Genomic DNA, 16,395 nt, shown 5'->3' on the forward strand with positions numbered 1-16,395 from the left:
CTAATCATTGTTTAGAAAGGTACTGGGTTGAAGCTCATCCAGCGCGCAGGGGTAGCCATTGTCTCCGCTGCAACAGTTCTCGGCCTCGTCGCATGCTCCGGCGAGACCCAACCACAAGACACCACCGCAACGTCGGCGACATCCGCCACGGCGTCCTCGACACGCAAGGCGGACGGTAGCGTCCACGTCACAGACGCTGCGGGACGCACTCTCGAATTCGACGAGCACCCCGACCGCATCGTCCTCGCCGAAGGACGCGCGGTCTTTGCTACCTCTGCTCTGCAAGATGACCCATTCGACAACATCGTCGCCTACGGCCAAGACCTGTTTAAAGCCGCGCCCGCATTCCGCGAGAAGCTTTTCCAGCAGTTCCCGGAAGCCATCGACATGCCCATGATCGGCTCGATTCAAAAGGGTGACGTCACGGTGGAAAACCTGCTCGCACAGGATCCGGACGTAGTCATCATGACGCTCGACCAGAAGAAGGCCACCGAAGAAAGCGGCTTCCTGGCGGACATGGACGCCGCCGGCATCACGTACGCCTTCATCGACTTCCGCCAAAAGCCACTGGAAAACACTACCGTTTCCATGTCCCTGCTCGGCGCCCTGCTGGACAAGGAAGATCGGGCAGCGAAATTCAACGACTTCTACGACACTAAGGTCCGCACTGTGACGGACCGTGTCGCAACCATCAAGGACCGCCCCGACACCTTGGTGTGGACTGCAGCCGGGTTCACCGACTGCTGCAACGTCGCAGGCGATGTCCACCTGGGCACCCTGGTCACCGCTGCAGGCGGGCATAACCTCGGACCTGATGTCATCAGCGTTGACTCTCCAAAGCTCACCGCAGAGAAGCTGGTAGAGATCAACCCGGAGAAGCTCATCGTCACTGGTGGTGAGTGGGCCCGCGATCCGAACAAGACCGAGCAGTTCCAGCATGTCGAACTCGGTTACCAGGCCGACGCCAACACAGCACTTAAAACCTGCTCTGGTCCGTTGGAGATCCCCGGCATCGAGCTGCTCGACGCCCCGAAGAACGGCAACTATTACGCCATCTACCACCAGTTCTACGACAACCCGTTCAACGTGTTCGCCCTCGAAGCGATTGCGAAGTGGCTGCACCCCGAGGAGTTCAAGGACCTCGATCCGGCAAAGGATTTCGAAGAGTTCCACGACGAATGGCTGCCGTACGACTACAGCGGCACCTTCTTCGTCAACGCGTCGGACGCTAACTCCTAATGGCTACAGCGGTAACACCTCCAGTCATGTTTGACGAGGCAGAGGCAATGGAGGCGATTGCGACGTACCGGCAACGGGGTCGTCGCAAAGCAATCGCGATTGCGGGGCTCACCCTCGCCGCGGTTGTGAGCTTCCTCATCGCAGTCATCGTCGGTCCGTTGGACATTTCGCTCGGCCAGGTTTGGAATGCGGTTTTCCGCCCTGAACTTGTCGACGAGCAAACGCGCACCGTCATCCGCACCCTACGCCTTCCGGCTGCGATCATGGCAGTCCTCGTCGGCGTAGCACTGTCGCTCGCAGGCGCGCAGATGCAGACAATCCTGGACAACCCGCTAGCGGAACCGTTCACCCTCGGTATCTCCGCAGCGGCAGCCTTCGGCGCGGCAATGTCCATCGTCATCGGTTGGGTGGTGTTGCCGAACGCGCAACTCAACTTGGCGTTCACCGCAGCATTGTCGGCACTTGTCGCAGTCGCCATCGTTGCCGCTGCCGCAGTGTGGAAAGGTGCAAGCGCTGAATCGATGATCCTGCTCGGCATCGCCCTATCATTCCTCTTCCAGGCGCTACTTTCGCTGTTGCAATACGGCGCGAACACCGAAGCGCTCCAACAGATTGTGTTCTGGACAATGGGCTCGCTGCAACGTGCGAACTGGACCACCACGTCCATTCTTGCCGTGGTTATTGCAGTCGCCATCCCGTTTTGCGTTGCCAATTCATGGCGGCTTACAGCGCTTCGGCTTGGCGACGACCGAGCCGCCGCCCTCGGTATCAATGTCGCCCGGCTCCGCATCACCACCCTGCTCGTCGCTTCAGTGCTCGCAGCAGCCTCGGTGGCGTTCACCGGCATCATCGGTTTTATCGGTCTCGTCGGCCCGCACGTGGCCAGGATGCTGGTCGGCGAAGACCAGAAGTTCTTCCTACCCGCCTCAGCTGCAGCTGGGGCAATGCTGCTCAGCGTCGCTTACGCCGTATCCCTTTCCATCATCCCGGGCGTGGCGATCCCGATCGGCATCATCACGGCGCTCGTCGGCGTGCCATTCTTCATCTTCCTCATTTTCACCCGCAACCGGCGGAAAGGCTGAAACCATGGCAGTCCAAGTAGACGACCTGACAGTGAAATACGGGCGCAGCACCATCCTCGACTCCATGTCGTTCGGCCCGCTAACTGAAGGCAACGTAATCGGCCTGCTCGGCCCAAACGCCGCCGGAAAATCAACGCTGATCAAAACCCTGGCAGGCATTAAAACGCCAACGTCCGGCACCTGCACAATCACTCTCGACGGTGCGACTGTCTCCGACGCTAACCGCCCTCACGTCGTCGGCTATGTACCACAGGATCTGCTCACTGGAGCCTCGCTCACCGCGTTCGAGTCCATCGTGATCGCAGCCCGGCGCGGCGGTGGCTCCACCGAAAATCCCGTCGAAGCCACAGCACGCATCATGAGTCGGCTCGGAATCACAGCGCTTGCAGACCGCATGATGTCCGCCATGTCAGGCGGCCAGCGACAACTCGTCGGCATCGCACAGATGTTGGTACGCGAGCCTCGCATCTTGCTTCTCGACGAGCCCACCTCCGCCCTCGACCTCCGCCACCAAGTCGACGTCCTCCAGCTGGTCCGTGAGGTCATCGCAGGCACCGACAAGCTGGCAATCGTCGCCATCCATGACCTCAACCTCGCTGCCCGCTACTGCGACGAGCTACTCGTTATGAAAGGCGGCAAGACGATCACCCACGACTCCCCCAACGATGCGTTCACACCCGAACTGTTGGAGCAGGTCTACGGCATCCGCGCCAAAGTTCTCCACGACGGCAACATTCCTGTGATTTGCCCAGTATAGGTATCCGCACAGATCCAGGGCAGGTCCGGGGCAATCATGGGAGTTGAAGATACGGATTACCCCCACTGCGGGTTGTCCACATCCACGCCGGCATTCTTTGCGTGCGCGGTGATCAGTTCGAGCAGGTAATCCTGCGCGCCATCGTAGGCGGCGTGGAAGCGGTCGTCGCCGACGTACATGCGGGCCAGGATGAGCTGGCGCGCCGGGGTGACGTCGTACCACTGGCCGATGCTCGCGCGGTGACGCTCCACCAACGCCTCGGCCTCCTCGGAACCAGGTGCGACGCCGGCATCGCGGGCCACGACTAGGTCCTTAGCCAGCGCGTCCTGCTCTTCCTGGAGGCGCTTGAAGTCGCCGTCACCCATCTGCGCCAGCTTCTCCTGGGACTGTGCCCACTCCGGCGTTTCGCCCCAGCGCTGCTGTGCTTCCTCCTGGTAGGCGGGCATGTTCTCGCCGAGGTACTTCTTCATTGCGTCCATGTTGATCGCTCCTTGTGTTGATTCGTTGATGAGTTGTTCGACAGAGGCGAGTTGTTCCTCGAGGGCGTCTCGTCGAGAAGCAAGTGCCTGTTTGTGGTGTTTGAGGGCGTTTGCGAGGGTGTGCGGGGAGGCGCTGAGAAGCGGCGCAATCTCCGCGAGTGGCACGCCAACGCCGCGGTAAAGCGCAATAGCTGCGCCACGTTCAAGATCCGCCTCGGTGTAGATGCGGTGGTCCGCCCACGTGCGCTCCGGTTCGATGAGCCCGAGGGTTTCCCAGTGGCGTAGGGCTTTCGTGGATACACCAAGCGCCCGTGCTGCTTCGCCGATCGTGTACTCGTTATCCTCTGTCATGCATGTGATTGAACAGGTTGCCGCAGGGGCAAGCACAAATTGGAGGCGAACATGGACGATGTGCGTGTAGGCGATTCGGAGCGCTCAGCAGCCCTGGACAGGTTGGGCACTCTGTTCGCCGACGGCTACCTCGACGTGAGCGAGTTCGAAGAACGCACAGGGCAGGCTGCAGTAGCGCGCACACGTGGCGAGTTAACCACGCTTTTCGACGACCTCCCGGCCGAACCCGCAACACCAGCACAACCGTCCCCTTCGGAGATGGAGCTGGAACGCAAACTCTCCGCGAAGAAGAAGATGGATGCGGCCATGACGGCAACGGGCGTCCTCGGTTTCATCACGTTTTTCGTCGACCTCGATTACGCCTGGGTGGTGTGGCCCGTGATGGGCGCACTGATGATCGCCTGGTACGCGATATTCGATATCTCCGAAGAGGAAGACGAGGTCCTCGAGGAGCTTCTAGAAAAGGACAAGAAAGAGCGTGCTGAACGGCTCAAGCTGGCCTACGAGCGTCGCAAAGAACTTGGGAAATAGCCGGATATTTCCTGTGCACGGCGGTTAGAGTTGGCGCATGATGTTGCGTCGCGCGCTCGCGCTTGTTACTGCCAGTTCCGTTGCGTTCGTCTCCGCCTGCGCGGGTGGGGATTCCAGGGAAACCGTCGTGGTCACCTCTGTGAAGTGGGTCAACCCCGATGGCTCGGAGGTTGAAGGGGAAGATGATCCGGATGGTGAGAAGGGGTCGTCGACAAGCGATTGGCGCGAGCTGTACGAGAGAGTCCTCGACGCGCCAGGCGAGCAGGATTTCGAGGTTCCGCTGGCCACGGATGGCGAATTAGATTTCACACTGAACGGTAATTACAACTACGCGCTCGTTGAAGCCAACGGTGGCGGCAACCCGGAACTGCTGCTCAGCCAGTGGGGCGACAACATGTACTCGGACCGTTATGCCAGTGTCTTGGTGTTCACGACGGACGGTGGGGCGCTGGAAGTTGCTGACCAATCACTTGTATACGGCGCCGCTGGAGCCGGTGGTTTCCGGGCTGGTCTCTTTGCCTCCCAGCTTGGGCGTGGCCTGTACCAGACCACGCACTCTTCGGGCATGGGCGAGGGCCAAAGTACCTGGGTAGATCTGGAGGGCGCCTCGTTGGTTGCATCGCAGGAATCCTCTGATTTCTACGCTATGAATCCGTCTCCGCTACACCTGGTCATTGACTGGATGACACTCGAAGACCGAGCACCGCTTGAAACTGGCGAACTCACCGTTCACCTGGAGGAAAGCACTGTCGAGCGCGTTGGCGGCGAGGACGTTGTTATCGAGGGCACTGTGGTGATGAAAACTGGTGCCGAGCTGCAACCCGAAGGCATGCCAAACGGCGAGGACCCCTCGAGCGAATACTTCCTGCTTGAGCTGGATTCTCCCCAGGAGTTCACGGATTACCAGCACGCCGGATCCGTGTACACAAAGTCCACGGATTCCGTGAGCCTGGGGCGTCGGGAAATCGGCGCCCGTGGCCACCAGTACCTCCAAAACGTCGAGTGGGAGAAGGTCGTTGGACAACGCGTGCGGTTGACCGTTGCGCCGCAGTACATGCACTTCCAGACCGACGCTGGAATGCCAGTGGGTGCGCTTCGCGTTGGGCGCTACGAGAGTGTGGAGATTCTTTAAATGTTCGAATCTTTGTTCGAATGAGTCGGGTTGATGTCGTGAGGGGCTGATAGGTTTATGGCAACTCAAGAAAGGAGGGGCCATGACCAGTACCATCACGCAATGCGTCAACGAGATTTCCGCTGCGCTTCGCACATTGAGCTCGCTTTTCGACGACCCCTCCACCCTCGCATTCAACGACATCCGCCGCGACATGGAACGCCTGGAAGAACAATTTAAAAAGAAGGCAACCATCGACGCCGCATTCGCTTTTATTGCCGAACGCGACGACGCCGGCCGCATCGTTGGCGCCAACTACCCCAACGCATACCTCCAGCAGTACCTCGACCTGTCGAAGGGCGAAGCCTACAACCGCCTCGAGCGCGGACGCCTGCTGTTCGGCCCACCGCCGGAACCTGCCGCTCCCCCGGTTGAGGAAGACCAGGATGACGACCTTTTTGGTGCCGCGGACGAGGACCGTCAGGAGCAGCAGGAGCAGCAAGAGCAGCAGCGGGAACAGGACCGTCAGAAGCAGCAGCAAGACGACGCCCGCAAGAACTCCTCCCAAGTCAGCGCCGAAAAGCAAGACATCATCCGGCGCGAACTGGACAAGCTGCTCAAGGCCGCCGCCGGTGAGCGCACCCGCATCTACGCCGACGCCATGGCCGAAGCGCTCCTGCGCAGCCCGGAAGACCTCCGCCAGTTCGTCCGCCGCGCCGTGGCTGAAGCGAACCGGAAGCACGCTCCCCACTCCAATCCGAATGCGGGGTATGAGAACCGTGGTTTGTCGTTTGGTCGTCGTAAAGCAGATGGCACCGTTGATATCCACATCACCGCCACGGCCGGCGCCGCCGCGTTGATCAAGGCGCACGCTGATAGAGGCCTCGCACCGAACTCGAACCTGCCCGCCGACCAACACAACGAGGTCGATTCCCGCACCCCACAACAGCGGCGCTTCGACCAGTTCTTCGCCATCTTCCAGCAGTACGAACAGGACTGCCAGAAGAAAAACGGTGGGGCGGCTTCGGTAGTGATCTCGATGACGCTCGACGACCTTGCCGACGGCGACGCCTCCATGCTCTACGACACCAACACCGGCATCGAAGTCGACTGCTTCGACCTCATCCGCCTCGGCATGGACGGAACCACCGACTTCCTCCTCCAAGTCGACGGCGTCACCTCAGTGCCGCTGTGGATGGGCCGGACCACACGACTCGCCTCGGTCGAACAGCGCATCGCAATGTTCGCCATCCAAGGCGTGTGCTCCTGGCTCGGCTGCACGACCCCAATGACGGAGTGCGAAGCCCACCACATCCTCGCGTGGATCAAGGGCGGCAACACGGACATCGAAAACCTCACCGGACTGTGCCGCGAACATCACAGGTGCAACAACGACAACAGAGACGGCTCCTTGAACAAGGGGTACATGGATTACGACCCCCAAACAGGCAAAGCCGGGTACCGAAAACACCCCTTTGACCCGCTGAAATACAACCAATCAGTACCCGCGAAACACTCCGCAGTCAGCAGAATTTACGCAGCCAAAGGAAGATGCGACTGCGCCCGGACCGGGACACTCGACCCTGCCTTTTACCCACCGGGCCACCCACCTGGTAGCCCACCGATGCCCAAAGGTGCCTAACGGTGCCTACCCTCGAAGGCATGCGTATTTTCACCGTCGGCCATTCCAACCTCGAGTTTGACCAGTTCACTGGCATGCTCGAGGCTTCCGGCGTGCGCGCCATTGTGGACGTGCGCAAACTCCCCGGCTCCAGGAAGTACCCCTGGTTCAACGACGACTACCTCGCCGAAAACCTGCCAGAACACGGCATCACATATGCCCGAAGCGAAGGTCTTACCGGGCGGCGCAACGTCTCCAAGACCATCCCCTTTGAGGTCAACGGAAACTGGCGCAACCGCAGCTTCCACAATTACGCGGACCACGCGCTTGGTAGCGAGTTCGTGCAAGCCCTCGCAGAACTCAGAGACCAGGCCGCGGAAACCCCAACGGCGATCATGTGCTCGGAAGCAGTGTGGTGGCGCTGCCACCGTCGCATCATCGCCGACCACCTCCTCGCCCACGGGGACGATGTGCAGCACATCATGGGCATGACCCAGCATGGTCCCACCCTCACCCCCGCGAAGCTCAACGACGGCGCCATCGTCGTCGACGACAAAAAGGTGCGCTACCCGGCGAAAGAAACCGAGTAGCACACCTCGAGTTTTAACCCTGTGCTCTAGCGAGAGTGGCTAGCGGGTGCGATTAGTTAGAACGGCGGCGCAGCAGCACCAGGAAGCCAGCAACCACGAGGGCCAAAACGCCCAGGCCGATGGCAACGTTACGCCAGGACGCCGATGGCTCAGCCTGCGATTCCGGAGAGGCGGTCGCGGAAGAGTCTGCCGCCTCACCACCAACAACGCTGCGGATCCACTCGGCTTGCTCCGCGACCGGCGCCACCGCGACGGCGGCGTTGGAGGTCATTTCCTCCTCGGTCGGGTTCTCGGGATCCTCAAACAGACCGGCCGACATGACGCCAGCGACCTTGCCGTCGGCGAAGATGGCGCCGCCGGAGTCGCCCGGCTGGATGCGGGCGCCGTTCTTGAGGGCGACCTCGAGGGCGGTTGGGGCGTCGAAAAGGGCGAGCGGGGAATCGCCACGCACCTCGGCCTCGGCGGAGGGCAGCTTGGTGGAGCCGCCCGAGCCGTCGGAGGACCAGCCGTAGATGTTGACTGCGCCAGCGGGGACCTCGTCGGCAACCTCTGCAAACGTGTCTAGCTGCATTTCCTCTTCGGTGTGGAGCAGGGCGATGTCGCCACGCGGGGCAATCTCGTGGCGGTCGACCTTGTAGACGCGCTGGTCGTCGCCCTGGCCGGTGCGCACCGATCCGCCCGGCTTGGCGGCAGCCTCGACGCAGTGGCGGGCGGTGATTACCCAGTGGGGGTCGATGGCGGTGCCGGTGCAGACGCCGTCGTCGGGGTCGGAGTCGTCGACACGCACGGAGACCACGGGCTTGGCCTCGTCGGCATCACCGGCGAAGGTGGTGCTTTCCATCGCCCATGCGGGTTGGGCGACGAGGGCGCCTGCGACGGCGAGGCTAGCTACGTACTTTTTCACGATTGTTCTCCTTCACTACCGCGGTGATGCGGCGAATTACAGTTTCAAGCGGCCCGCGCGGAAATACCGCGAGCCATACGTAGGCGATCACGATGGCGCCGCCCACGGTCACCCAGACGTTGAGCCATTCGGCGGTGAGCACGTGGATGCAGTACAGGGTCAGTGGCATCCGGCCCAGCGGCGCGAGCCATCCGAGCCACCGTTGCGCCAGGCAGCACAGGGAGCAGATGCTTATCGACGCCCCCACGCTGCCCACAACGTCTATGAGCCCGCCGGTGTGTCCGGTGGCGTCGAGAAGCGGTGGCAACGGTGTGGTCCAGCGCAGCGTCACATCCAGGGCGAACAGCGCCCCGCCGACCACGAGGCCGGGCCACAACGGCATGTAGCGTTTGAACAGGATGCCGGCGATCATGAGCGTGGCCCACATCATGGGCGGGTACGGCCAGGACGACGGCGCGAGCACCGCCGAGCCAAAAGTGAGGGCGCACGCGAGCCACAGCAACAGTGGTGTGTCCCAGCGTGGCGCCCAGGCGAGCAGCGCCATGCAGACCCCGATGGTGCCGAGCACCACCACGATCGATCCCGAAAATGGGGCGAGCGCGAAGTGCAGGGCGATCAGAAGGATGCCGCGCACGATGAACTCGGCGGGCTGGGCGCGCATGTACCCCATTGAGACACCGGCGATGAAGGCGAACAGCGCGGCCGGGAAGCCGAACAGCACCTGTGCGGTGATGCCTTCTTGGACGGTGAGGTGCGCGACCATCATGGCGACGAGTGCCACCGCGCGGGCGGCGTCGATTCCTACGTTTCGGGTCTGCATGGCTGTGGAAGTTACGCAGCCAGATGTTGCGGTGACGTTAACGTGGACGCAACACCCCCGCCGATACGATCGGGGCCATGACAATTCGGGTACTTGTGGTCGACGACGAAGCCTATCTCGCCGACGCCATCGCCACCGCGCTCAACAACGCGAACATGCAGGCTAGTGCCGTTTACGACGGCCTCGAAGCACGTTCGCGTATCGACGACACCCGCCCCGACGTTGTCGTCCTCGACCGGGACCTGCCGGGGTTGCATGGTGATGAGGTGTGCAGGTGGGTCGTCGATACGCATCCCGCGACCCGGGTGATCATGCTGACCGCGTCCGGCTCCCTGGACGACAGGCTGGAAGGGTTCGGGCTCGGCGCCGACGATTATTTACCCAAGCCGTTCGAGGTGCCGGAGTTAATCGCGCGGGTTAATGCGCTGGCGAAGCGCAACGCCCCGGCGCGCGGCGAAGTGTACCGGTGCGGGGATGTGCGCCTGGATACGTTTCGGCGCGAGGTCACCCGTGGTGGCGAGACTGTGCCGCTGAGCCCGAAGGAGTTCGCGGTGCTCGAGGTGCTCATGGAGGCCGACGGCGGAGTGATCTCTGCCGAGGACCTGCTCGCGGAGGCGTGGGACGAAAACGCGGACCCGTTCACCAACTCCCCGCGCGTGACGGTGTCGCACCTGCGCAAGAAGCTAGGCGAGCCGCGCATCGTGCACACCGTGGCCGGCGCCGGCTACTACGTGGCGGAGGAGGAACGATGAGGCTGAGTTTGCGGGCCCGCATCACGGTGATGTTCGTGGCCACGGTGCTTGGGATGGGGTTAGCGCTGATCGGGCTGGTGTATGCCTACCTGAAGCTCACCCCGGTGCCGGTAACGGCCACCTTCCCCACGGTGGAGGACGGTGTCATCATCGACGGTGCCGTGCCGATCACCAGCGAGATCCTGCGCCGCGTCCTCCTCGCCTCCCTGTCGGTACTTGCCCTGTTGACCCTGCTTGCGGGTGTGATCGGCTGGTTCGTGGCAGGCCTGGTGATCAAACCTCTTCGCGACATTGCCGACGACGCCGCCACCGTCACCCGCGGCGACCTCTCAGCCCGCATCACCCACCATGGTCCCGACGACGAGGTCGGCGAACTCGCAGACGCGCTCAACGTCATGCTCGACGAATTGGCGGGCGCAGTGGAGCGCCAGCGCCGGTTCGCCTCCAACGCCTCCCATGAGTTGAAGACTCCGATCGCAACCATCCAGACCATGGCAGACGTGGCCCTGACCGGCGACGACGGCGGGCTGCGTCCCACGCTAACCCGCGTGCGCGAGGTCAACGCCCGCAGCGCCGACACCGTCGCCGCCCTACTCCAGCTGGCCAACGTGGACGTGCGCGACCGGCAGCGCCTCGACCTGGCAGAACTGTGCCGCGAGGTGTGCGCCGACCGCAACGTCCCCGCCGACGCCGTGCCCGTGACCGTGGACGCCTCCCCCACCCTGACCCGCCAGGCGGTGGACAACCTGGTGCGCAACGCACTCACCCACGGCAACAACCCCGCGCTCACCCTGCGCAAGGTGGGCAACTTCGCTGAGGTCACCGTGGAATCCGGCGGCGAGACCTACTCCGCGGCCGAGGTTGCAACCTGGACCGAACCATTCGCGCGCGCCGAACGCACCGCAGGCGCCGGCCACGGGCTCGGGCTGGCACTCGTCGATGCGATCGCAAACGCCCACGGCGGATCCCTGGTGCTTGCGCCGCGGGCCGGTGGTGGGCTCGTCGCAAAGCTATCGCTTCCGGCCTAAAGCTCCCGGATGTAGAGCAGCATGCGGGAGCCTTGCTCGATGTTGGTCAGGCCGTGGCGTTCGTAAAAGCGGCGCGCATCGGTGTCTACCTCGTCGACGTTGATTTGTAATTCGCCGGCGCTGTGCTTGCGGATCTCCTCGAAGACCCGCTGCAGCAGCGCCGTGCCGACCCCGCGATTGCGGTGGGCAGGTGCGACGTAGAGCTCGTCGAGCATCGCCACCGGCCCGTCGTAATACGGGCTCGGGCGCAGGGTGACGTAGGCGAAACCAATATCGCCGGCGAGGAGAACGAAGGCGTCGTCGTGTGCGATGATCTGCGCAAACCGCTCCTCAAGGCCTTCGGGAACCGGGGTATCAAACTCTGTGTTGAAATCGCGCAATAGCTTTGCGACGACCCCCGCGTCCGCTACCTCCGCGACCCTGATCTCGTTGGTTGTAGTCATATGCGCACACCTTAACGGCCCTCTTCTGAAACATTTTGAAGTGACCATTAGAGTATTTCGAGTGCCCTAGCAGGGCAGCATGAGAAAAGTTCGATATTGAGGAGGCCCCGGTTGCGTCATTTCAGCCCACTATTCACGATGGGACCTGCACGACGCGACCACATCCCCGCCTTCCGCACCGCGCTCGGCGTGGCCATCCCCATGTTTACCCTGCTGGCGCTCGGGCGGCTCGACCTTGCCATCTACGCGAACTTCGGCGCTTTTACCGGCGTGTACGGCCGCCATGCCACCCGCGAGGTTCGTCTGAAGCACCACATGCTTGCCGGCACCGCACTGACCTTGATGGTCACCCTCGGCGCCACCATCGCGTGGTTTGATGTCAGCCCCTGGGTCCTGCTGATTGTCACCTCTATTGCGTCGTCTGTGTGGGCGACGATCGCGCTGGCCACCGACATGAAACCGACCGGCTCCGTGTTCGTGATCTTCGCTGTCGCCGCCGTCGGTTCATTGAGCAACCCGGTCCATCCGCTGCTCGCCTGCGCCATCGCAGGCGGCGCGGCCCTGGTGTGCCTTGTTTTAGGTTTGTTCTCTCACCTCATCGGCGAAGGGCCGGGTGGCGACGCGAAGGAAAGCGAAATCCCCACCCGATCCCCCGACGCAGGCCGGGTGCCGCGCCGCCGCCTTGCGGTCGAGGCCAACCGGTTCTTCTTCGCCCCGCTGCTCGCTGGAACCTTAGGCCTGATTTCGGTGACGCTTTTCGACCCCCTCTCCCACTCCTACTGGGCCATGGTCGCCGCGGCCGCTCCCCTAGTGAACTCCCGGTTTAAGGTGCAGTACTTCCGTGCCATCGAGCGCGTCCTTGGCACCCTGACCGGTATCGCTGTGACCGGCTTCCTGCTGTCGCATCACCCGCAGGGCTGGCAGATTGTGGTGTGGATCGTCATCCTGCAGTACCTGACCGAGATGTACGTGACCCGCAACTACACCATCGCCGCCAGCTTCATCACCCCGACCGCGCTTTTGATGGTGCAAGTTGTCGACGCCGCCCCAGTCGTCCCAATGCTGCTCGCCCGCACCGCAGAAACCATGCTCGGCGCCGTGGCCGCCCTGACGATCATCGCGGTGGGATACGTGCGCAAGTACCCCACCGTGGTGCTGCCACGGCGTGGCGACGACCCCTACTAACCGCATTTCCCCAGTTCGCGCATTTTTTATTCGCTATACTGGTGGCGGTTGCCCGTAAAGTTCGATCGGGCTGGGTGAGAAAGGATGGGGTCACAATGACACAAAAGGCGAATACTTCCCGCAAGAGCCGGAAGCTACTCAAGAGCAAGACCGACTTCAGCCGCGACCAGTTGGCCGACCTGTTTGAATCCCTCGCCACCCGCATCCGGGCCGGCGACATCACACTTGGTACCGGAGAATCCGCCCTAGCGATGGAACTGCCAGGTACGTTCCGCACCACGATGGAGGTCACCGACGCACAAAAGCGTCGCGGCATCGAGCGCGAACTCGAGCTGGAAATGAAGTGGTACGTCGATGACAACGGCGCCCCCGTCGATACGGAAGCGCCGGCGTCTGGGTTCACGATCTCCTAGCGTCGCGTATCGCCGAACCCAATGTCTTCTGGCACATCGACCGGTGCCGGGAATGTGCTCGTCGTCGGCGTGCTGGCAGGGCTCGGTGTTGACGTGGACGGCGAGAAGGTCCTCGGGTTGGCGTGGGGCGCAATCAGGGCTTGGATTGATATACCGTCCCTCCAGGTGATCGCATCAGACCAGTACTACAGCTCCGTCGATGCTGAAACTGTCCGATACGAAAGCGGAACACGGGGAGTCGACGTCGAGTTGGAGGTCGACGGTGACGGAGTGGTCGTACACTACCCTGATCTCGCACGGCGGGTCTGATCCGGAAACAACTCTGACTACGCTGGGCGGCATGCAGGACTTGATCATCGCGCCCGGCCCAGGGATCCCCGGTGGCCTTGTCGTCGCCGCGGCGGACCTGTCGGAGCGGTTCGCGAAGGCATCGGGCCCGGGCGGCCAGGGCGTCAACACCACCGACAGTAAGGTGCAGCTCTCCATCGACATCGCGGAATGCGCATCGCTTTCCGACGCCCAGCGTCGCTGCGCCCTGCGCAACCTCGAACACCGCCTGGACGGCACGGTGCTCACCGTGAGCGCATCGACGCAGCGCTCGCAGATCCGCAACCGTGCCGAGGCACGCGAACGCATGGCCGCCCTCTTGCGCGAGGCTCTCGCCCCACCGCCTCCCCCGCGGCGGAAAACGAAGCCGACGCGCGGCTCGGTGCGGCGCCGTCTCGAAGCGAAAAAGCGGCGCTCGGAACTCAAGTCCACGCGACGGCGACCCCAAATTCCCTAGTTCGAACCATCCGCGTGCATATCCTCACGCTGACGGACCTGGTTCGGGTAACCGCTACGTCGAGACAGCGTGAATCGGCTGAATCCTCTCGATCTCGGCGAGGATTTTGTCTTCTGCCACATCCAGGTCGTACTGGGTCTGTAACCCGAGCCAGAACTGGGGGCTCATTCCGAAGAACTTCGCTAGACGAAGGGCCGTGTCAGCGGTTACAGCGCGCTTACCGTGAACAATTTCGTTGATCCGGCGGGGCGGAACGCCGATGGAGACGGCGAGCTTGTGCTGGGTGATCCCCATTTCCTTGAGAAAGTCCTCCATGAGGATCTCACCGGGGTGAACCGGAGGGAGCTTGTCAGTGGTCGTCAACGATCTCAACCTCCTCTGGCCTCGCGGCGGACCACCGAAAACAGATCCGCCACTGGTCATTGATTCGAATGCTGAACTGACCCCGCCGATCACCTTTCAACGCCTCAAGCCGGTTCTCCGGGGGATTCCGTAACTCATCAAGAGTCTGCGCGTGCCCAAGCTGGCGAAGCTTGCGCAGCGCTACTGAGTGAATGCGGGAATCGATCGAGCGAACCCGCTCTCGATTCCACAAACGCTCGGTGTCCTTGTCAGCGAACGACTGGATCATGCTTCACCTTATCCCCCCCATAACGCGAAGCGTCAATAACGCTACACGTTAAATTTGAACTCGACGGATTGTCGAAAGAATATAACCTCCCCCTAGCCGCCAAGCCTTTTCCGTATTACGATTACGTGCATGAAAACTATCAACGGGAAGCTAGTCAGCGAAGAGCAAATCGATGCGTGGGTAACCGAAGCCGAGAAAGGCTACGACGTAGAGACACTTCGTCGACGTGGAAGGAAACCTCGAAACGAAGATGCTGCGAAGGTTATCTCCATTCGGCTTTCCCCCGGCGAGATATCGGACCTCGACAAGTTTGCGGCTGAAAACGGATGGTCACGCTCTCAGGCAATCCGCGAAGCGCTAAAGAATGCTATTTAGAAATGGACGTACGCCGAAGCGCCACGAAACACGGCATCAAGCCAGACGACTCCGTTACTGCCGCGACTTCAGGCTGCGTTTTTAAGACCCCACTCGATGAGGAACACCCTCAAAGGGAACTGCGCCTCGGGTTCGACGGCTCAATGAGATTACTCGAGATTGTCGTACTCATCTGGGATGACGGCACCGAAACGATCATTCACTCCATGAAGGCACGCAAACAGTACCGCGCCCTGCTCGACTAGGCACGAATATCTTCGAAGAAACCCGGTGTGCTTACCGGATACAGCAATCATGCGCTCGCCAAGGCATTGCAAGTGTCTCAAAACTCGGCGAGTTTTGGTCCGCCGCAACCGGTTGCGAAATCGCCGCGGATTACGGCGATTTTGTGATGGTTGATTCCACCCCGGCGCTGGGATTTCAGCGCGTTAAGGATCCGATACCTGGGAAAACCGCATGCACATCGACGTTGGCGGGGCGGAGCGCGAAACTTTAATAGAACGCCTCAAAGACCTAGGCGCTACCGAACTCATCACCCACGAGGCGCCGGGATTGGTGTGGACTGTCATGCAGGACCCGGAAGGCAACGAGTTCTGCGTGAGTATTCCCGGGGCCTAGCTACACATTGAACTTGAACTCGACCCCGTTCCGTAGCCGAATAACCTTTGGAGCCGTGCCGTCAGTCAGCAGAGATGTGGCACCGCAGCGCCTAGGCAAGAGGAGGCAGATGAGTATCGACGACATCGCGGACCACGTCGATGTCGACGCCGAAATACTGGTGCACCAGGATGTTGCGGAGATCCCGAATCTGAGGCCAGACGATCTCAGGGTGCGCGCCGGTGATCTCATCGGGAAGATGGTTCACGGCTTCGCCGGACTGCGACTCACAGCGGCACCGCCTCGGCGAGCGTCGAAGCGGATACCGGGTGCCTGAGCAACTGGGCAGGAAACACATCGATGCCATCGCGCCCGAACAGAGCGCGACTCTCCTCGAGCAGACCAGACGCACGCATCAGGAGACGTCCCTCCGCAGGGTCCATCCCGACGAGGATGTCGATGTCCGATCCTGCAGACGCGGTGCCGCGCGCGACGGACCCGAACAACTTCGGGTTGGTCGCACCGTACCGATCGAGGAGCACCTGGAACTCGTCAAGACGCGCAACGAGAATCTCGCGTAGGGCAAGCGTCTCAGGCGTCATGACGGTCTCAGACATGCTTCCGGGGGTAACGGGCCCGGCAGCACGTCGACATGGAGCTTTGACACTGAAGCGGAACTCCACCGCGTTCTTAAGGGCCGAC

General features: G+C 61.9%; 24 protein-coding genes. 16 read left to right on the forward strand and 8 right to left on the reverse strand.

Features of this window, described 5'->3' with window-relative positions; genetic code table 11:
• The first annotated feature begins 27 nt into the window (after positions 1-27).
• From HMPREF2785_RS01795 to HMPREF2785_RS01805, 3 genes are read left to right on the forward strand one after another with little or no spacing between them, the layout of a single operon-like run.
• Positions 28-1,239 (forward strand): ABC transporter substrate-binding protein, encoded by a 1,212-nt coding sequence (locus tag HMPREF2785_RS01795; RefSeq protein WP_070614114.1) that lies wholly within the window; start codon positions 28-30, stop codon positions 1,237-1,239.
• The gene (locus tag HMPREF2785_RS01800) at positions 1,239-2,321 is read left to right on the forward strand and encodes a FecCD family ABC transporter permease (protein ID WP_083279338.1); all 1,083 of its coding nucleotides are present in this window, start codon (positions 1,239-1,241) and stop codon (positions 2,319-2,321) included. Before HMPREF2785_RS01795 ends, HMPREF2785_RS01800 begins: the two co-directional genes overlap by 1 nt.
• Positions 2,322-2,325: 4 nt before the next feature.
• Positions 2,326-3,078: an ABC transporter ATP-binding protein gene (locus tag HMPREF2785_RS01805; protein WP_070614116.1), complete on the forward strand. Its 753-nt coding sequence runs from the start codon at positions 2,326-2,328 to the stop codon at positions 3,076-3,078.
• A 56-nt stretch (positions 3,079-3,134) separates the two neighbouring features.
• Here HMPREF2785_RS01805 and HMPREF2785_RS01810 read toward each other — a convergent pair whose 3' ends face one another.
• Entirely contained in the window at positions 3,135-3,908 is a 774-nt protein-coding gene (locus tag HMPREF2785_RS01810) for a MerR family transcriptional regulator (RefSeq protein WP_070614119.1), read from the reverse strand.
• A 51-nt stretch (positions 3,909-3,959) separates the two neighbouring features.
• Between HMPREF2785_RS01810 and HMPREF2785_RS01815 the strand changes: the two genes are divergently transcribed.
• From HMPREF2785_RS01815 to HMPREF2785_RS01830, 4 genes are all read left to right on the forward strand, one after another.
• Positions 3,960-4,439: a DUF1707 SHOCT-like domain-containing protein gene (locus tag HMPREF2785_RS01815; RefSeq protein WP_070484427.1), complete on the forward strand. Its 480-nt coding sequence runs from the start codon at positions 3,960-3,962 to the stop codon at positions 4,437-4,439.
• Between the two features lie 37 nt (positions 4,440-4,476).
• Positions 4,477-5,571, forward strand: coding sequence for a hypothetical protein (locus tag HMPREF2785_RS01820; protein ID WP_070614121.1), 1,095 nt, complete (start codon positions 4,477-4,479; stop codon positions 5,569-5,571).
• Between the two features lie 82 nt (positions 5,572-5,653).
• Positions 5,654-7,192 carry an HNH endonuclease signature motif containing protein gene (locus HMPREF2785_RS01825; protein WP_070614123.1) on the forward strand — a complete coding sequence of 513 codons (1,539 nt, stop codon included), beginning with the start codon at positions 5,654-5,656 and terminating at the stop codon, positions 7,190-7,192.
• Between the two features lie 20 nt (positions 7,193-7,212).
• The gene (locus HMPREF2785_RS01830; RefSeq protein WP_070614145.1) at positions 7,213-7,761 is read left to right on the forward strand and encodes a DUF488 domain-containing protein; all 549 of its coding nucleotides are present in this window, start codon (positions 7,213-7,215) and stop codon (positions 7,759-7,761) included.
• Between the two features lie 52 nt (positions 7,762-7,813).
• Here the strand turns inward: HMPREF2785_RS01830 and HMPREF2785_RS01835 are convergent, their stop codons facing one another.
• On the reverse strand, positions 7,814-8,665 hold the full coding sequence (locus HMPREF2785_RS01835) for a trypsin-like serine protease (protein ID WP_070614125.1): 852 nt from the start codon (positions 8,663-8,665) through the stop codon (positions 7,814-7,816).
• Positions 8,646-9,485, reverse strand: a complete 840-nt coding sequence (locus HMPREF2785_RS01840) for an acetyltransferase domain-containing protein (protein WP_070614126.1) — start codon at positions 9,483-9,485, stop codon at positions 8,646-8,648. The genes HMPREF2785_RS01835 and HMPREF2785_RS01840 overlap by 20 nt, the downstream gene beginning before the upstream one ends.
• Before the next feature lie 83 nt (positions 9,486-9,568).
• On the opposite strand from HMPREF2785_RS01840, the gene HMPREF2785_RS01845 reads away from it, so the two are divergent.
• Positions 9,569-10,237: a response regulator transcription factor gene (locus tag HMPREF2785_RS01845; protein WP_210384137.1), complete on the forward strand. Its 669-nt coding sequence runs from the start codon at positions 9,569-9,571 to the stop codon at positions 10,235-10,237.
• The gene (locus tag HMPREF2785_RS01850) at positions 10,234-11,265 is read left to right on the forward strand and encodes a sensor histidine kinase (RefSeq protein ID WP_070568648.1); all 1,032 of its coding nucleotides are present in this window, start codon (positions 10,234-10,236) and stop codon (positions 11,263-11,265) included. Before HMPREF2785_RS01845 ends, HMPREF2785_RS01850 begins: the two co-directional genes overlap by 4 nt.
• Here the strand turns inward: HMPREF2785_RS01850 and aac(3)-XI are convergent.
• Entirely contained in the window at positions 11,262-11,708 is a 447-nt protein-coding gene (aac(3)-XI, locus tag HMPREF2785_RS01855) for an aminoglycoside N-acetyltransferase AAC(3)-XI (protein WP_046095284.1), read from the reverse strand. The genes HMPREF2785_RS01850 and aac(3)-XI overlap by 4 nt on opposite strands.
• A 138-nt stretch (positions 11,709-11,846) precedes the next feature.
• Between aac(3)-XI and HMPREF2785_RS01860 the strand changes: the two genes are divergently transcribed.
• From HMPREF2785_RS01860 to arfB, 4 genes are all read left to right on the forward strand, one after another.
• The gene (locus tag HMPREF2785_RS01860; protein ID WP_070614127.1) at positions 11,847-12,893 is read left to right on the forward strand and encodes an FUSC family protein; all 1,047 of its coding nucleotides are present in this window, start codon (positions 11,847-11,849) and stop codon (positions 12,891-12,893) included.
• A gap of 95 nt (positions 12,894-12,988) precedes the next feature.
• Positions 12,989-13,306 carry an amphi-Trp domain-containing protein gene (locus HMPREF2785_RS01865; protein WP_070614128.1) on the forward strand — a complete coding sequence of 106 codons (318 nt, stop codon included), beginning with the start codon at positions 12,989-12,991 and terminating at the stop codon, positions 13,304-13,306.
• A gap of 21 nt (positions 13,307-13,327) precedes the next feature.
• Positions 13,328-13,615: a putative glycolipid-binding domain-containing protein gene (locus HMPREF2785_RS12135; protein WP_070614129.1), complete on the forward strand. Its 288-nt coding sequence runs from the start codon at positions 13,328-13,330 to the stop codon at positions 13,613-13,615.
• 31 nt (positions 13,616-13,646) lie between these two features.
• Positions 13,647-14,090: an alternative ribosome rescue aminoacyl-tRNA hydrolase ArfB gene (gene arfB / locus HMPREF2785_RS01875; RefSeq protein WP_070614130.1), complete on the forward strand. Its 444-nt coding sequence runs from the start codon at positions 13,647-13,649 to the stop codon at positions 14,088-14,090.
• A gap of 54 nt (positions 14,091-14,144) precedes the next feature.
• On the opposite strand, the gene HMPREF2785_RS01880 is transcribed toward arfB, so the two are convergent.
• Both HMPREF2785_RS01880 and HMPREF2785_RS01885 read right to left on the reverse strand, forming a co-directional pair.
• Positions 14,145-14,405, reverse strand: a complete 261-nt coding sequence (locus HMPREF2785_RS01880) for a HigA family addiction module antitoxin (protein ID WP_070568690.1) — start codon at positions 14,403-14,405, stop codon at positions 14,145-14,147.
• Positions 14,406-14,439: 34 nt separating this feature from the next.
• Entirely contained in the window at positions 14,440-14,721 is a 282-nt protein-coding gene (locus HMPREF2785_RS01885; protein ID WP_070568662.1) for a type II toxin-antitoxin system RelE/ParE family toxin, read from the reverse strand.
• A 129-nt stretch (positions 14,722-14,850) separates the two neighbouring features.
• Between HMPREF2785_RS01885 and HMPREF2785_RS01890 the strand changes: the two genes are divergently transcribed.
• The 3 genes from HMPREF2785_RS01890 to HMPREF2785_RS12140 all read left to right on the forward strand — a co-directional run bounded on the left by HMPREF2785_RS01890 (position 14,851) and on the right by HMPREF2785_RS12140 (position 15,714).
• A complete protein-coding gene (locus HMPREF2785_RS01890) occupies positions 14,851-15,096 on the forward strand; it encodes a ribbon-helix-helix domain-containing protein (RefSeq protein ID WP_034662589.1) in 246 nt (81 codons plus the stop codon).
• Positions 15,097-15,098: 2 nt separating this feature from the next.
• Positions 15,099-15,341: a hypothetical protein gene (locus tag HMPREF2785_RS01895; RefSeq protein WP_070568665.1), complete on the forward strand. Its 243-nt coding sequence runs from the start codon at positions 15,099-15,101 to the stop codon at positions 15,339-15,341.
• A 211-nt stretch (positions 15,342-15,552) separates the two neighbouring features.
• The gene (locus HMPREF2785_RS12140; RefSeq protein ID WP_246816755.1) at positions 15,553-15,714 is read left to right on the forward strand and encodes a VOC family protein; all 162 of its coding nucleotides are present in this window, start codon (positions 15,553-15,555) and stop codon (positions 15,712-15,714) included.
• 91 nt (positions 15,715-15,805) lie between these two features.
• Here HMPREF2785_RS12140 and HMPREF2785_RS12265 read toward each other — a convergent pair whose 3' ends face one another.
• Positions 15,806-16,060 carry a HepT-like ribonuclease domain-containing protein gene (locus tag HMPREF2785_RS12265; RefSeq protein WP_083308018.1) on the reverse strand — a complete coding sequence of 85 codons (255 nt, stop codon included), beginning with the start codon at positions 16,058-16,060 and terminating at the stop codon, positions 15,806-15,808.
• Positions 15,981-16,310, reverse strand: a complete 330-nt coding sequence (locus HMPREF2785_RS01910) for a nucleotidyltransferase family protein (RefSeq protein ID WP_070614131.1) — start codon at positions 16,308-16,310, stop codon at positions 15,981-15,983. Before HMPREF2785_RS01910 ends, HMPREF2785_RS12265 begins: the two co-directional genes overlap by 80 nt.
• Positions 16,311-16,395: the final 85 nt, after the last annotated feature.

It is taken from the genome of Corynebacterium sp. HMSC067D03 (genome assembly GCF_001811185.1).
Taxonomy (GTDB): Bacteria; Actinomycetota; Actinomycetes; order Mycobacteriales; family Mycobacteriaceae; genus Corynebacterium; species Corynebacterium coyleae.

Coding starts and splice junctions, on each gene's coding strand:
- HMPREF2785_RS01840 (WP_070614126.1), bottom strand. CDS start 9,485: ATGCAGACCCGAAACGTAGGAATCGACGCCGCCCGCGCGGTGGCACTC.
- HMPREF2785_RS12265 (WP_083308018.1), bottom strand. CDS start 16,060: ATGGCATCGATGTGTTTCCTGCCCAGTTGCTCAGGCACCCGGTATCCG.
- HMPREF2785_RS12135 (WP_070614129.1), top strand. CDS start 13,328: ATGTCTTCTGGCACATCGACCGGTGCCGGGAATGTGCTCGTCGTCGGC.
- HMPREF2785_RS01895 (WP_070568665.1), top strand. CDS start 15,099: ATGGACGTACGCCGAAGCGCCACGAAACACGGCATCAAGCCAGACGAC.
- arfB (WP_070614130.1), top strand. CDS start 13,647: ATGCAGGACTTGATCATCGCGCCCGGCCCAGGGATCCCCGGTGGCCTT.
- HMPREF2785_RS01830 (WP_070614145.1), top strand. CDS start 7,213: ATGCGTATTTTCACCGTCGGCCATTCCAACCTCGAGTTTGACCAGTTC.
- HMPREF2785_RS01860 (WP_070614127.1), top strand. CDS start 11,847: ATGGGACCTGCACGACGCGACCACATCCCCGCCTTCCGCACCGCGCTC.
- HMPREF2785_RS01825 (WP_070614123.1), top strand. CDS start 5,654: ATGACCAGTACCATCACGCAATGCGTCAACGAGATTTCCGCTGCGCTT.
- HMPREF2785_RS01800 (WP_083279338.1), top strand. CDS start 1,239: ATGGCTACAGCGGTAACACCTCCAGTCATGTTTGACGAGGCAGAGGCA.
- HMPREF2785_RS01910 (WP_070614131.1), bottom strand. CDS start 16,310: ATGTCTGAGACCGTCATGACGCCTGAGACGCTTGCCCTACGCGAGATT.
- HMPREF2785_RS01805 (WP_070614116.1), top strand. CDS start 2,326: ATGGCAGTCCAAGTAGACGACCTGACAGTGAAATACGGGCGCAGCACC.
- HMPREF2785_RS12140 (WP_246816755.1), top strand. CDS start 15,553: ATGCACATCGACGTTGGCGGGGCGGAGCGCGAAACTTTAATAGAACGC.
- HMPREF2785_RS01820 (WP_070614121.1), top strand. CDS start 4,477: ATGATGTTGCGTCGCGCGCTCGCGCTTGTTACTGCCAGTTCCGTTGCG.
- HMPREF2785_RS01885 (WP_070568662.1), bottom strand. CDS start 14,721: ATGATCCAGTCGTTCGCTGACAAGGACACCGAGCGTTTGTGGAATCGA.
- HMPREF2785_RS01815 (WP_070484427.1), top strand. CDS start 3,960: ATGGACGATGTGCGTGTAGGCGATTCGGAGCGCTCAGCAGCCCTGGAC.
- HMPREF2785_RS01880 (WP_070568690.1), bottom strand. CDS start 14,405: ATGGAGGACTTTCTCAAGGAAATGGGGATCACCCAGCACAAGCTCGCC.
- HMPREF2785_RS01890 (WP_034662589.1), top strand. CDS start 14,851: ATGAAAACTATCAACGGGAAGCTAGTCAGCGAAGAGCAAATCGATGCG.
- HMPREF2785_RS01850 (WP_070568648.1), top strand. CDS start 10,234: ATGAGGCTGAGTTTGCGGGCCCGCATCACGGTGATGTTCGTGGCCACG.
- HMPREF2785_RS01865 (WP_070614128.1), top strand. CDS start 12,989: ATGACACAAAAGGCGAATACTTCCCGCAAGAGCCGGAAGCTACTCAAG.
- HMPREF2785_RS01810 (WP_070614119.1), bottom strand. CDS start 3,908: ATGACAGAGGATAACGAGTACACGATCGGCGAAGCAGCACGGGCGCTT.